Genomic DNA, 13,010 nt, shown 5'->3' with positions numbered 1-13,010 from the left:
CGACTGACGTCGCTCCCACACCGAAGATCAGAACATGTCCAACCACTCCGTCGAAGACATCAAATCCGAGAGCCACCGCCTGCGCGGCAGCCTGCTCGACAGCCTGGCCGATCCGGTGACGGGTGCGCTGCGCGAATCGGACCAGACCCTGATCAAGTACCACGGCAGCTACCAGCAGGACGACCGCGACCTGCGCGACGAGCGCCGCCGGCAGAAGCTGGAGCCGGCCTACCAGTTCATGATCCGCACGCGCACCCCGGGTGGGGTGGTCACGCCCGCGCAGTGGCTGAAGCTGGACGCCATCGCCACGCAGTACGCCAACCACTCGCTGCGCATCACCACGCGGCAGGCCTTCCAGTTCCACGGTGTGATCAAGCGCGAACTGAAGGCGACGATGCAGGCCATCAATGCCGCATTGATCGACACGCTGGCGGCCTGCGGCGACGTCAACCGCAACGTGCTGGTCGCGGCCAATCCGCTGGAATCGCGCGCGCACGCCGACGTGCAGGCGTGGGCGGCGAAGCTGTCCGAGCACCTGCTGCCCAACACGCGCGCCTACTACGAGATCTGGCTGGACGAGGAGCGCGTGGCCGGCAGCGGCGAGGAAGAGGAGCCCATCTACGGCGCCACCTACCTGCCGCGCAAGTTCAAGATCGGCTTCGCCGTGCCGCCGGTCAACGACGTGGATGTATTCGCCAACGACCTCGGCTTCATCGCCGTGCTGGACGACGGCGCGCTGGCCGGCTTCAACCTGGTGATCGGCGGCGGCATGGGCGCGACCCATGGCGATGCCGAAACCTACCCGCGTGTCGGCAACGTGGTCGGCTTCATCACGCCGGAACACCTGCTGGACGTGGCCACGGCCGTGGTCACCACCCAGCGCGACCTGGGCAACCGCGAGCAGCGCAAGCGTGCGCGTTTCAAGTACACCATCGACGACCATGGCCTGGACACCGTCGTGGCGGAGATCGAGCGCCGCAGCAGCGTGACGCTGCAGCCGGTTCGCCCTTTCCGTTTCGAGCACAACGGCGACCGCTACGGTTGGGTCGAGGGCGAAGACGGCCGCTGGCACCTGACCCTGCACCTGTACGCGGGCCGCATCGCCGACACCGCGCAGGCGACGCACCTCACCGGCCTGCGCGAGATCGCCAACGTCCATCGCGGCGAGTTCCGGATGACCGCGAACCAGAACCTCGTGATCGCCGGCGTACCGGCCGGCGAGCGCGCACGCATCGATGCGCTGGCGAAGGCGCACGGGCTGGATGCGGGCGAACGACTCGGCACCGCGCTCCAGCGCGCGGCCGTAGCCTGCGTGGCACTGCCCACCTGCGGCCTGGCGATGGCCGAAGCGGAGCGCTACTTGCCCGACTTCACCGACAAGCTGCAGCCCGTGCTGGACAAGCACGGCCTGCGCGATGCGCCGATCGTGCTGCGCATCTCCGGTTGCCCGAACGGGTGCTCGCGGCCGTATCTGGCGGAGATCGCCCTGGTCGGTAAGGCACCCGGCCGCTACAACCTGATGCTCGGCGGCGACGCGCGCGGCCAGCGCCTCAATACGCTGTACCGCGAAAACATCGACGAAGCCGCCATCCTCGCCACGCTGGACGGGCTGTTCGCGCGCTATGCAGCCGACCGCGACGCCGATGAAGGCTTCGGCGACTTCCTGCATCGCAGCGGCGTGGTCGCCCTGCCCGCCTATCCCACCCACCGACAGATCCCCCTGGACCTTTACGCATGAGCGCCCTCGCCCTTTCCCTGGACACGGACCAGATCGCCGAGCACAACGCGTGGCTGGAAACCCAGACCGCCGAGCAGCGCGTCGCCTGGGCGCTCAAGCACGGGCCGGCAGAAGCCGCGATGTCGTCCAGCTTCGGCGCGCAGGCAGCGGTGCTGCTGCACATGGTCACCCGGCAGAAGCCGGACATCCCGGTGGTGCTGATCGATACCGGCTACCTGTTTCCCGAGACCTACCGCTTCGCCGATGAACTGACCGAGCGCCTGCAGCTCAACCTGCAGGTATTCCGCCCGCTGGTCAGCCGCGCCTGGATGGAGGCGCGCCACGGCCGCCTGTGGGAGCAGGGTCTGGTCGGCATCGAGCAGTACAACAGCCTGCGCAAGGTGGAACCGATGAAGCGCGCGCTGAAGGAGCTGGGTGTCGGCACCTGGTTCACCGGCCTGCGCCGCGTGCAAGCCACCAGCCGCGCCAACGCACCGGTGCTGCAGCAGCGCGAGGACCGCTGGAAGATCAACCCCATCGTCGACTGGACCGACCGCGACGTGTGGCAGTACATGAAGCAGCACGACCTGCCCTACCACCCGCTGTGGGAACAGGGCTACGTGTCGATCGGTGACTTCCACACCACGCGCCGCTGGGAGCCCGGCATGCGCGAGGAGGACACCCGCTTCAACGGGCTCAAGCGCGAGTGCGGCATCCATATCGACGTGTGAGCCCTGACGGACACGGGCGGGGCTGATCCGTTCGCCCCCGCGCAACCGGGTTTCGTCGCCGCATCGCCGGATCCGTCGCGGCCCCTCTTCCCTCGCCCGACCGGCGGGCTATCCTCCACGGCACTCCCCAAGCCGTGGTATCCGACGTGTTCCCCAGCCTGCTGCTGATCATCCGCATCCTCGTCGCCTGGTTCGGCGCGATCCTCATGGCGGGCTTCATCTGGAACGGCCTGTTCGAGCGGACCATGCTGTCCGGTGCGGCCGAATGGCTGTTCAACCTCGCCTCGACGCTGGTGATGCTGTCGGTGTTGATCGGCCTGATCAGCCATCTGCGCCGGATCTGGCTGATCACCGGGCGGCTCGACAGCACCACGCTCGCCAGCCGCCAGCGCCGGCAGATCGAAGTACCGCTGGACACCGCGGACGCCTTCGCCCTGATCGAAGGCGCGCTGCGCGAACTGCCGCGCGCCGAAGAGGCGGAAAGCGCGCCCGACAGCCTGCAGGTGCGGGTCAAGGTGCGCCGCATCGACAGCTTCGGCGGCCCCAGCCAGCCGTCGCGCTTCAACATCATGGCGCGCTTCGCGGTGAAGCGCGATCTCGTGCAGGCCACGGTCACGCCCGGCAACGGCACCAGCAGCATCACCCTGATCGTGGGCCCCGACGCCAGTGCATGGCTGGACCTGTTCGTACTGGACGACGGCGTCAACGTAGAGAACGTCGAAGCCGTCACCCGCGCCATCACCCGCCGCGTCGCCGACCAGCGGCGACAGGAGCAGGCCGATGTGGTGAAGACCGTCAGCGAGAAGGAACTGACCGTCGCGCGCTTGAACCTGCTCAACGCGCAGGTCGAGCCGCACTTCCTCTACAACACGCTGGCAAGCGCGCAGGTGCTGACGCGCACCGATCCGCCACGCGCCGACATCATGCTGGGCCATCTGATCCACTACCTGCGCAGCTCGCTGCCGCGCACCGACGACGCGCTGTCGACGCTGGGCGAGGAACTGGAACGCACGCTGGCCTACCTGGAGATCCTAAAGATCCGCATGGGCAGCCGCCTGTCGCTGCAGATCGAAGTGCCGGACGCGCTCAAGTCGGTGCCGATGCCGTCGATGATGCTGCAGACCCTGGTCGAGAACGCGATCAAGCACGGCCTGGAGCCGAAGACCGGCGGCGGCACCGTCTGGATCCTGGCGCGCCAGCACGACGACCACGCCACGCTGACCGTCGCCGACGACGGCCAGGGCTTCGGCGGCCAGAGCAGCGGCACCGGCATCGGCCTGAAGAACCTGCGCGAGCGCCTGCGCCTGACGTTCGGCGGCAACGCATCGTTCGCCATCGTCTCCAACTTCCCCAGCGGCGTGGCCGCCACGCTGACGCTGCCGCTGCCCGGCAAGGCAGGTGCCGCATGAACTTCCGGGGCGTGATCGCCGAAGACGAGGAACTGCTGCGCACCGCGCTGTCCTCGCTGCTGAAGGACGCCTGGCCGCAGCTGGACATCGTGGCCGAATGCGAGGACGGCGCCAGCGCGCTGGAGTCCATCGTCGAGCTGCAGCCGGACGTGGCCTTCCTCGACATCCGCATGCCCGGCCTGACCGGCATCGAGGTTGCGCGTGGCATGGCCGATGCCTGCCCGCGCACGCAGGTGGTGTTCGTCACCGCTTACGACCAGTACGCGATCGATGCATTCGAGCAGGGCGCCATCGATTACCTGCTCAAGCCGATCACGCGCGAGCGCCTGTTGGCCACCGTGCAGCGCATCCAGGCGCGCGCCACCGCCGGCCATCCCGACGGCGCCACGCTGGACGCGCTGCTGCGCCGCTTGTCCGCGGTGTCGTCGGCACCGGCGAAACCGGCGCTGGTATGGCTCACCGCCAGCGTCGGCAAGGACACCAAGCTGATCATGGTGGACGACGTGGCCTACTTCCAGGCCGACAACAAGTACACCACGGTGATGACGGCCGAGGGCGAATCGCTGCTGCGCACGCCGTTGCGCGAGCTGCTCGATTCGCTGGACCAGACCACCTTCAAGCAGATCCACCGCTCCACCATCGTCAACATGAAGGCGGTCGCATCGGTCAGTCGCGACGACGCCGGTCGCGGCCGCCTGAAACTGAAGACGCGGCCGGAAGTGCTGACCGTCAGCCAGCCCTTCATGACGCTGTTCCGCAACATGTAGCACCGCTCTAAACCCGTCCGCCCCGCGCGGCATCCAACGTGGCATCGCCGGCACGACGCACCCGCGTCGTGGAGGGCCTGTCATTGCCCATCGAAACGACAAAGGAATCGCCATGCGCATCATCACGTCCCTGATGTCCTGCCTGCTGGCCCTGGCAGGATGCGACGACAAGCCCAGCGTCACCACCATCCACCACAGCAGCGCCAACGGCGTGGATACGCTTTTCAGCAAAAGCACGCTGAAGGAAGGCGTGGCCACCTTCGAGTGTTTCGCCAGCGAAAGCGGCCAGTGCCACTACCGCGTCTACACCGAGCGCTGCGCAGTTGCTGCGACCGGCGAGAATCCTGCGGACTGCACCCGCACCACGCTGGAGGACTTTGCGCTGGCACCCGGCAAGACGCATGAGATCCGTGGCTTGCCGGAGGATTTCCGGCAATGCGTGGCGAAGGAAGCCGATGCCGGTCGCCGTTGCGGCAGCTGAGGGTTCGCTGCATGCCACGCCGCTTCAATCGCAATGGCGTCAGCGCGCTTTACCTGGTGCGCGCGGCTTCAGCATGCCCGGCCGCAGCAGCCGCTCGCTGCGCATGACGTGCAGGATCACCACCTGCCCACCTTCATGGCGATAGATCACGCGGCACGGCGGCTCGACGACCTGGCGGTAGCGTCCACGCTTCAACTCGGCGGGGCGGCTGCCGCTGTCCGGGTGGTCGGCGAGTTGTTCGACATGGGCAAACACCCGACGCACCAGTTCCGCCGCCGCGCCCGGATCCTCCAGCGCGATGTAATCCGCGATGGCGTCGAGATCACTCAGCGCGGGTTCGGACCAGACTACTTCAACCATCTGGCAAGCCGTTCCCTGGCTTGTTCATGGGAGATGGCGCGTCCTTCGGCGACGGCCTGTTCGCCACGCGCGATGCCTTCCAGCAGGGACATGCGCGCCACCATCGCTTCGTAGGTTTCCACATCCACCAGGTAGGCGCTGGGCAGCCCGTGCTGGGTGATGAGGATGGGCTCGCGCTTCCGCTCGATGTCAGCCAGCAAGTCGGTGGCCTGTCGCTTCAGCGTGGTGACGAGTTCGGTGCGCATGAAGTGACACTACAGTATCACTCGCACCCTCACAAGCCGTGCGGCGAACCGCAAGGCCTGCATCACGCGGTCAGGTCCGACGACCCTCGGCGCGGGCACGTCAACCGGCGAGGCGCGGGCGTTGTCGCGCCGCTCGATCGTGCAGGCCAGCACGAAGCCGATCAGATAGGCGACCACGTCAAGCCAGTCCGGCGTGCTGCCCAGCACGATGCGCAGCACCGGCGAGGAAACCTGCCAGCCCGCCTGCTGGCTGACGTACTGCGCCGCCTCGACCGTCAGTCCCACGGCCAGCGCCAGCAGCGGCCGCATGGGCGGACGCAGCCACACGACGGCCGCCAGCAGGCAATGCACCCAGACAACCGCGACGACATCGCCGGCGAAGCTGCGTATCCAGCCCAGCCCCGCGCCGGCGGTCGCCAGCAGGACGAGCAGTACGAACAGGACCAGCGCGCACCCGGCCGTCGCCAGGTCGAACCGCCACCTCATGCGCTGCCGCAATGCGCGCCTTCCAGGCTCTTGCTGCCGCAGGCCAGGCACTTGCGGTACTTCTGCCGCTGCCGGTTGTAGCGGATGCGCGACATCATGCCGCCGCAGGCGCAGCGCAGTTCCCGGCCGCGCGCCCAGCGGTACAGCCGCCAGCTGGAATGCAGGGCCCACGCCGTACCCAGCAGGATCGCCAGCAGGAACGAGAGCGAGGCCAGTCGTTGCGGCGTGATGTCGCCGAAGGCGCGCTCGGTCCGCGTCACCACTTCCGCCGTGGCGAAGCCGCCCACCGCGATGACCACGGCCGGGGCATACATGCGGGCAACCATGCGGGAGATGCGGTTCATCGGGATCGGGAATCGGAAGGAGAAACGCAGGCTCGCTCGTGCAGGCGGGCCGCGTCAATCACGCGGTCGGGGGACCGTCAGCTGGTGATCGTCTGGGTCAGCGACTGCCAGGTCGGCGGCTCGGGCCAGTCCGGGTCCTGGTTGCCGTCGATCACCCGGCGCAGGTCGCGGCGGTCGATCTGCGGCGCCAGCGCGCGCACCAGATCCAGCGCGTAGTCGCGCAGCACGCGCTCGCGCGGCAGCACCGCCCAGGCGATGCATTCCTTCACCTCCGGCGGTGCCGGCCAGGCGCGCAGGTCGGTGTCGGACGCATTCACCGCCATCTCGGCCAGCAGGCCCACGCCCAGGCCGGCGCGGACATAGGTCTTGATGAGGTCGGCATCGAGCGCGGTCAGCGCGATGTTCGGTTCCAGCCCCACCTTGGCGAAGGCGCGCTGCAATGACGAACCGGGACGCGTCGACGATTCGTAACTGATCAGCGGCTGGTCGGCCAGGTCGGCCATCGTGGGCACCCGACCGAGCTGTTCCAGCGCATGGGCGCGCGGCACCAGCACCAGCCGCCGCCAGCGGTACAGCGGCACGGCGATGCCGGCCTGCGGCGGGTCGCCGGCGGTGCTGACCACGGCCATGTCGGCGTCGCCCTGGGTCAGCAGGTCCAGCGCCTGGCTTTCCGGCGCCTGCTGCAGGTGCACGCTGACCTGCGGGAAGTCGCGCTTGATCTGCGCGATGGCCGGCGGCAGCACGAAGCGCGCCTGCGTGTGCGTGGTGACCAGCACCAGCTGGCCCTGGCTCTCGCGGCGCTGGTTGGCGGCGTAGGTGCGGATGTTGTTGGCCTCGGCCAGTACCAGCCGGGCGCGGTCGATCACTTCGTGGCCGGCCGGCGTCACCGCTTCCAGGCTGCGTCCTTTTCTCACGAACAGCAGGAAGCCCAGTTCGTCTTCCAGTTGCTTCAGCTGCTTGGACAAACCGGGCTGGGTGGCGTGCACGCGCGCCGCCGCCAGCGTGATGTTGAGGTCGGCATCGGCGATCGCCACCAGGTAGCGGAGTTGGGTCAGCGTCATCGGCGTCGGGCGTGGGGCCCACCGGGAGGGGCCTTGGACTGTAGAGGATTTGCCGGGAACGTAGCCGCCGCCGCTTATAACTGCAAGGCATATGGCGGTGGCGGGATGTCATTTCCGACCACCATGAGCGGGCAGTACGGTCAGCAGCCCCGCCGACATTCCCGACGCCCGTGAGCGCTCCGTTGTTTCCCCTGTTCGCCGACCTGCAAGGCCGCCGGGTTCTGGTGGTCGGTGGCGGCCCGGTGGCCGAGCGCAAGACGGAAGCGCTGCTGCATGCCGGCGCCCGCCCCCGGGTCGGCGCGCCCGATCTGACTCCGCGCCTGCGGACCTGGCACGAGCAGGGTCGGATCGACTGGATCGCCGGACGCTTCGATGTCGCGTGGCTGGCCGATGCCTGGCTGGTGGTGGCCGCGACCGACGACGGCCACGTCAATCAGGCTGTCGCCGCCGCCGCCGAGGCGCGCCAGTTGTTCGCCAATGTCGTGGACGATGCGGAACTGTCCACCTTCCACGTGCCCGCCATCGTCGAGCGCGGCCCGCTGCAGGTCGCCATTTCCAGCGGCGGCGGCGCACCGATGCTGGCCCGGCATCTGCGCCGCCAGCTGGAGACCTTGCTGGACGATTCCTGGGCCTCACTGGCCCACCTCTTCACCCGCCAGCGCCAGCGCATCCGGCAGCGCTTCCCGCAGCCGGCCGAGCGTCGCCGCTTCTTCGAGAAGCTGCTGGCCGGTCCCCTGCCCCGCCTGTTCCGCCAGCAGCTGCACGTGCAGGCCGAGCAGCATTTCCAGGCGATGCTGGATGAACACGCCACGGTCGTGCGCAGCGGCTCGGTCGCCGTGGTCGGCGCCGGCCCGGGCGACGCCGGCCTGCTGACGCTCAACGCCTTGCGGGCGATGAACGAAGCCGACGTGGTCCTGCACGACCGCCTGGTCAGCGAGGACGTGCTGCGTCTGGGCCGGCGCGATGCGACCTATATCGAAGTCGGCAAGTCGGCCAGCGGCCACAGCACGCGCCAGGACGACATCCATGCGCTGATGCTGGAACACGCCCGCGCCGGCCATCGCGTGGTGCGGCTGAAGGGCGGCGATCCGTTCGTGTTCGGTCGCGGCGGCGAAGAGCTCGAGTTCCTGCGCGCCCACGGCATTCCGTACGAAGTCGTCCCCGGCATCACCGCGGCCGTGGCGTGCGCGGCCTATGCCGGCATTCCGCTCACCCATCGCGACCATGCACAGTCGTTGAAGCTGGTGACCGCACACTGCAAGGACTCCTTCGACACCCTCGACTGGCAGGCGCTGGCGCAGGAACGGCAGACGCTGGCCGTGTACATGGGCGTGGCCGGGCTGGAAGGCCTGCGCGACCGGCTGCTCCAGCATGGCCGCGCGCCGTCGACCCCGTTCGCGCTGGTGGAGAACGGATCGCGCCGCGACCAGCGCGTGATCGGCGGCACGCTGGCCGATCTGGCGGAAACTGCGCGTTTCCACCAGGTACGCTCGCCCGCGCTGTTGATCCTGGGCGAAGTCGCCGCATTGGCCGACACGCTGCACTGGTTCGGCGCGCCGCCCGTCGGCGCTCCCACACATTCCCGCAACCTGCCCGTGCCCACACTGCAGGCCGCCTGACCCTTCGCTCCCCTAGGACATCCCATGGCCCTCTACGACAGCATCCTGGACACCATCGGCCGCACCCCGGTCGTGAAACTGCACCGCATCGCGCCCGAGCACGTGACGCTCTATGCCAAGGTGGAGTCGTTCAACCCGGGCGGCTCGGTGAAGGACCGCCTGGCGCTGGCGATCGTCCTGGATGCCGAGGCCAAGGGCCTGCTGAAGCCGGGCGACACCATCGTCGAAGCGACCTCCGGCAACACCGGCGTGGCACTGGCGATGGTGGCCGCCGCGCGCGGCTACAAGTTCGTCGCCACGATGGTGGAAACCTTCTCCATCGAGCGCCGCAAGCTGATGCGCGCGTATGGCGCCAAGGTGATCCTGACGCCGGCCGCCGAGCGTGGCAGCGGCATGGTGCGCCGCGCGGAGGAACTGGCCAAGCAGCACGGCTGGTTCCTCGCCCGCCAGTTCGCCAATCCCGCCAACCCGGCCTACCACCGGCAGACCACGGCGGCGGAAATCCTGCGTGATTTCGCCGGCCAGCGGCTCGACCACTTCGTCACCGGCTGGGGCACGGGCGGCACGCTGACCGGGGTGGGTGAAGTGCTGAAGGTCGCGCGTCCGGACGTGCGCATCACCGCCTCCGAACCGGCCGGGGCGTCGCTGCTGCAGGGCAAGGAATGGCAGCCGCACAAGATCCAGGGCTGGACGCCAGACTTCGTGCCGGACGTGCTGAACCGTGAGGTCGCCGACGAGATCCTGCCGGTCACCGACGTGGAGTCCATCGCCACCGCACGCCGGCTGGCGGCGGAGGAAGGCATCTTCGTCGGCATTTCCGGTGGCGCCACCGTCGCGGCGGCGCTGCAGGTCGCGCAGAAGGCCAAGCCCGGCGACGTGCTGCTGGCGATGCTGCCGGACACCGGCGAGCGCTATTTCTCCACGCCGCTGTTCGAAGGCGTCAACGAAGGCTCGGACGACGAATGGCTGGCCTCGCTGGGCGAGGCCGCGCTGCCGTAACGGGATTCAAGGCGACGGCGGCGCGTCGCAGTCGCGCCGCCAGGTCCATTCCAGTGCCTTGCCGTCATCGCGGCCATCATCGACACGCGCGTGCAGCGTGTCGGCGTCGGAGCGCGAATAGATCACGCGCTTCGGAAAGTCATGCGCCGGATTGGCGAACACCACGCGATCCTGCGCCACGCTCTGCGCGGGAAACGCGGTCACCGCCCCACCCCCGGGCTGCGCGAGCAGCACCCAGCGTCCGTCCTGCTGCGCGATGCGCATGAACTCGAAGCCGGCCGCCCTGCCGTCGCGCGTGTCACGGTGCATGCCGATCAGCAGCCCACCCCGCGGCGCCATCCAGGTTTCCTCACTGAACGTCTTGCCGCGCTGGCCGCACCAGTGGCCGGCGAGCCAGTCGAGATCGTTGGCCGATGCCGAGGTGGCCATCCATGTCGTGGACACGGCCAGGAAAAACGTCGCCAGGCGTTTCATGGGGATCCCCGCTGCGGCAGATCAAGTGTTGCGCGACCTTAGCAGGTACGCGGGCGGACAGGCGATCCGAACGTCGGTGTGGGAGCGACGTAAGTCGCGATCGTGGGTTCCAGATGCCGGGAATCTTGCTGAAACCCCATGTCTGTCGGCGCGAGAGGTAAGCACGAATCACTGCGGCCGATGGCGTGCGATCGCGACTTACGTCGCTCCCACAGCGAGAACACTATTGCTCGTAGAGCTCCAGCGGCAGGTCATCCGGATCGGCGAAGAAGGTGAAGCGGCGGCCGGTGTATTCATCCACGCGTAGCGGTTCGGTCGCCACGCCATGCGCGTGCAGGTGGGCGACGGCGGCATCCAGATCGGCGACGCGCAGCGCGAGGTGGCGCAGTCCGCAGGCTTCCGGCCGGGAGACGCGCGGCGGTGGCGACGGGAACGAGAAGAGTTCGACCTGCGTGCCGTCCGGCAGGGCGAGATCGAGCTTCCACGAATCGCGTTCGGCGCGGTAGTGCTCGGCGAGCATGCGCAGGCCCAGCACTTCGGTGTAGAAACGCTTCGATCGCGCATAGTCCGACGCGATGATGGCGACGTGGTGCAGGCCTTCGATCTTCATGCACGCATGTCCTGTGGCATCGGAACTCAATGGGCCGCCGCGGCATCCGCACCGGCGTTGCCGCCCGAGGGCGCCTTGCCGCCCCGCATCAGCAGCACCAGCGGCATCGACACCAGCGTCAGCAGCATCATCAGCTTGAAGTCGTTGAGGTAGCCGATGGCGGCCGCCTGCCGGTTGACCTCGGCATTGAGCAGGGCCAGACCGGTGGCGGTGGACGGATCCATCGCCGCCGGCAGCAGCGTGGTTTCGGCACCGAACGCTGGGATGCGCGCACCGATCTCGGCGTGGTTCACCTGCATGGCACGCGACAGCATCGTCATCACCACCGAAATGCCGACCGACGACCCGATGTTGCGCACCAGGCTGAAGAGGCCGGCGGCTTCGGTGCGCTGGTGCGGTTCCAGCGTGGCGTACGCCACCGTGGAGATCGGCACGAACACCAGGCCCAGCCCCATGCCCTGCACCACGCCCAGCCAGACGATGGACTGCATCGACGCGTTCGGCCCGAACTGGGTCATGCCATGCAGCGAGAACACCATCAGCGCCATGCCCACCAGGATCGGCCAGCGCGCGTCGATGCGCCCCAGCAGGCGGCCCACGACCATCATGCTGAACATCGTACCCACGCCGCGTGGCGCCAGCACCAGGCCGATGGTCAGCACCGGATAGTTCATCAGCGTGCTGAGGTACGGCGGCAGCAGCGCCAGCGTGGCGAACAGCACGATCCCGACGACGAAGATCAGCGCGCAGCCGACGGCGAAGTTCGCGTTCCTCAGCAGGCCGAGGTCGAGCAGCGCGTGCTCGCGCTTGCGCCACCACCACAGCCCGTACATGTACAGCGCGAGGAACGCGAGCGCCGCTTCGATCTGGATTTCGACGCTGCCGAACCAGTCCTCGCTCTGCCCGCGATCGAGGAACAGCTGCAACGCACCGATGCCCAGCGCCAGCAGGCCCAGCCCGATGCCGTCGAGCTTGCGCTCCTGCACCACGTCCTTCTTCACGCTGGCCATGATGCCGAGCAGCGCCAGGATGCCGATGGGCAGGTTGATCAGGAACACCCAGTGCCAGCTGTAGTTCTGGGTCAGAAAGCCGCCCAGCGGCGGGCCGAGGATCGGGCCGACCATGATGCCCATGCCCCACATCGCCATCGCCGCGCCATGCTTTTCCTTGGGGAACGCATCGAGCAGCAGCGATTGCGAGATCGGCACCAAGGAGGCACCGAACACGCCCTGCAGGATGCGGAACATCACCATCTCACCTATGCCGCTGGCGATGCCGCACAGCAGCGAAGCGACAGTGAAGCCGCTGACCGCGATGATCAGCAGGCGGCGGCGTCCCAGCCGCCCGGCCAGCCAGCCGGTGACCGGGGTCAGGATCGCGGCCGCGACGATGTAGCTGGTCAGCACCCACGACACCTGGTCCTGGGTGGCCGACAGCGAACCCTGCATGTCCGGCAACGCGACGTTGGCGATGGTGGTGTCCAGCGCCTGCATCAGCGTGGCCAGCATCACCGAACCGACCAGCAGCGTGCGCTTGCCGGTGTCTTCCTGCGCGGGGGCGGCGGCGGTTGTGCTCATGGGGAGTTCCGGAGGGGATCGTCGTGCGCGAAGCACGGCGATCCAGAGGTCACCCGGGGCGCGGCGTCAGCGGGGCCGGGCCCCACCACAGTGCCCTCGCCCGCATCCGCGCACGCCCGGGATGACATGG

The 13,010-nt window shown here is 68.4% G+C and carries 14 protein-coding genes and 1 pseudogene; 7 read left to right on the top strand and 8 right to left on the bottom strand.

All coding sequences use genetic code 11. From position 1 onward, the window contains the following. Positions 1-31 precede the first annotated feature (31 nt). From cysI to ASD77_RS09160, 5 genes and pseudogenes are all read left to right on the top strand, one after another. Positions 32-1,738: pseudogene (cysI, locus tag ASD77_RS09180) on the top strand (assimilatory sulfite reductase (NADPH) hemoprotein subunit); the annotation flags it as partial. Further along, a complete protein-coding gene (locus tag ASD77_RS09175; RefSeq protein ID WP_055940186.1) occupies positions 1,735-2,448 on the top strand; it encodes a phosphoadenylyl-sulfate reductase in 714 nt (237 codons plus the stop codon). The pseudogene cysI and the gene ASD77_RS09175, both read left to right, overlap by 4 nt. A gap of 146 nt (positions 2,449-2,594) precedes the next feature. After that, on the top strand, positions 2,595-3,857 hold the full coding sequence (locus ASD77_RS09170; RefSeq protein ID WP_156383538.1) for a histidine kinase: 1,263 nt from the start codon (positions 2,595-2,597) through the stop codon (positions 3,855-3,857). Then, complete coding sequence (locus tag ASD77_RS09165; RefSeq protein ID WP_055940185.1) at positions 3,854-4,624, top strand: LytTR family DNA-binding domain-containing protein; 771 nt, start codon at positions 3,854-3,856, stop codon at positions 4,622-4,624. The genes ASD77_RS09170 and ASD77_RS09165 overlap by 4 nt, the downstream gene beginning before the upstream one ends. Positions 4,625-4,736: 112 nt before the next feature. Then, entirely contained in the window at positions 4,737-5,105 is a 369-nt protein-coding gene (locus tag ASD77_RS09160) for a hypothetical protein (RefSeq protein WP_055940182.1), read from the top strand. Positions 5,106-5,144: 39 nt separating this feature from the next. Here the strand turns inward: ASD77_RS09160 and ASD77_RS09155 are convergent, their stop codons facing one another. The 5 genes from ASD77_RS09155 to ASD77_RS09135 form a co-directional block, all read right to left on the bottom strand. Next, entirely contained in the window at positions 5,145-5,465 is a 321-nt protein-coding gene (locus tag ASD77_RS09155) for a type II toxin-antitoxin system RelE/ParE family toxin (protein ID WP_055940180.1), read from the bottom strand. Further along, positions 5,453-5,710 (bottom strand): type II toxin-antitoxin system prevent-host-death family antitoxin, encoded by a 258-nt coding sequence (locus tag ASD77_RS09150; protein WP_055941220.1) that lies wholly within the window; start codon positions 5,708-5,710, stop codon positions 5,453-5,455. The genes ASD77_RS09155 and ASD77_RS09150 overlap by 13 nt, the downstream gene beginning before the upstream one ends. Before the next feature lie 9 nt (positions 5,711-5,719). Then, complete coding sequence (locus ASD77_RS09145) at positions 5,720-6,196, bottom strand: DUF2809 domain-containing protein (protein WP_082563190.1); 477 nt, start codon at positions 6,194-6,196, stop codon at positions 5,720-5,722. Then, positions 6,193-6,540, bottom strand: coding sequence for a hypothetical protein (locus ASD77_RS09140; protein WP_055940178.1), 348 nt, complete (start codon positions 6,538-6,540; stop codon positions 6,193-6,195). The genes ASD77_RS09145 and ASD77_RS09140 overlap by 4 nt, the downstream gene beginning before the upstream one ends. A gap of 77 nt (positions 6,541-6,617) precedes the next feature. Further along, on the bottom strand, positions 6,618-7,601 hold the full coding sequence (locus ASD77_RS09135; protein WP_055940176.1) for a LysR family transcriptional regulator: 984 nt from the start codon (positions 7,599-7,601) through the stop codon (positions 6,618-6,620). 170 nt (positions 7,602-7,771) lie between these two features. Here ASD77_RS09135 and cysG point away from each other — a divergent pair, with 170 nt between their 5' ends. Both cysG and cysK read left to right on the top strand, forming a co-directional pair. Continuing rightward, positions 7,772-9,220: a siroheme synthase CysG gene (cysG, locus tag ASD77_RS09130; protein ID WP_055940174.1), complete on the top strand. Its 1,449-nt coding sequence runs from the start codon at positions 7,772-7,774 to the stop codon at positions 9,218-9,220. A 24-nt stretch (positions 9,221-9,244) separates the two neighbouring features. After that, positions 9,245-10,219 (top strand): cysteine synthase A, encoded by a 975-nt coding sequence (cysK, locus tag ASD77_RS09125; RefSeq protein ID WP_055940172.1) that lies wholly within the window; start codon positions 9,245-9,247, stop codon positions 10,217-10,219. Between the two features lie 6 nt (positions 10,220-10,225). Here the strand turns inward: cysK and ASD77_RS09120 are convergent, their stop codons facing one another. The 3 genes from ASD77_RS09120 to ASD77_RS09110 form a co-directional block, all read right to left on the bottom strand. Continuing rightward, positions 10,226-10,693: a DUF6265 family protein gene (locus tag ASD77_RS09120; protein WP_055940170.1), complete on the bottom strand. Its 468-nt coding sequence runs from the start codon at positions 10,691-10,693 to the stop codon at positions 10,226-10,228. A gap of 223 nt (positions 10,694-10,916) precedes the next feature. Next, positions 10,917-11,303: a VOC family protein gene (locus ASD77_RS09115; protein WP_055940168.1), complete on the bottom strand. Its 387-nt coding sequence runs from the start codon at positions 11,301-11,303 to the stop codon at positions 10,917-10,919. Between the two features lie 26 nt (positions 11,304-11,329). Further along, a complete protein-coding gene (locus ASD77_RS09110) occupies positions 11,330-12,880 on the bottom strand; it encodes an MDR family MFS transporter (protein WP_055940166.1) in 1,551 nt (516 codons plus the stop codon). Between the last annotated feature and the right edge of the window lie 130 nt (positions 12,881-13,010).

The organism is Pseudoxanthomonas sp. Root65 (assembly GCF_001427635.1).
GTDB lineage: Bacteria > Pseudomonadota > Gammaproteobacteria > Xanthomonadales > Xanthomonadaceae > Pseudoxanthomonas_A.
This window is presented reverse-complemented; position numbering and strand designations above follow the sequence as displayed.

Bases quoted from the DNA above. Each gene is read 5' to 3' on its own strand.
- ASD77_RS09135 (WP_055940176.1), bottom strand. From the start codon at position 7,601: ATGACGCTGACCCAACTCCGCTACCTGGTGGCGATCGCCGATGCCGAC.
- ASD77_RS09120 (WP_055940170.1), bottom strand. From the start codon at position 10,693: ATGAAACGCCTGGCGACGTTTTTCCTGGCCGTGTCCACGACATGGATG.
- ASD77_RS09110 (WP_055940166.1), bottom strand. From the start codon at position 12,880: ATGAGCACAACCGCCGCCGCCCCCGCGCAGGAAGACACCGGCAAGCGC.
- ASD77_RS09140 (WP_055940178.1), bottom strand. From the start codon at position 6,540: ATGAACCGCATCTCCCGCATGGTTGCCCGCATGTATGCCCCGGCCGTG.
- ASD77_RS09175 (WP_055940186.1), top strand. From the start codon at position 1,735: ATGAGCGCCCTCGCCCTTTCCCTGGACACGGACCAGATCGCCGAGCAC.
- ASD77_RS09165 (WP_055940185.1), top strand. From the start codon at position 3,854: ATGAACTTCCGGGGCGTGATCGCCGAAGACGAGGAACTGCTGCGCACC.
- ASD77_RS09160 (WP_055940182.1), top strand. From the start codon at position 4,737: ATGCGCATCATCACGTCCCTGATGTCCTGCCTGCTGGCCCTGGCAGGA.
- ASD77_RS09155 (WP_055940180.1), bottom strand. From the start codon at position 5,465: ATGGTTGAAGTAGTCTGGTCCGAACCCGCGCTGAGTGATCTCGACGCC.
- cysK (WP_055940172.1), top strand. From the start codon at position 9,245: ATGGCCCTCTACGACAGCATCCTGGACACCATCGGCCGCACCCCGGTC.
- ASD77_RS09115 (WP_055940168.1), bottom strand. From the start codon at position 11,303: ATGAAGATCGAAGGCCTGCACCACGTCGCCATCATCGCGTCGGACTAT.
- ASD77_RS09150 (WP_055941220.1), bottom strand. From the start codon at position 5,710: ATGCGCACCGAACTCGTCACCACGCTGAAGCGACAGGCCACCGACTTG.
- ASD77_RS09145 (WP_082563190.1), bottom strand. From the start codon at position 6,196: ATGAGGTGGCGGTTCGACCTGGCGACGGCCGGGTGCGCGCTGGTCCTG.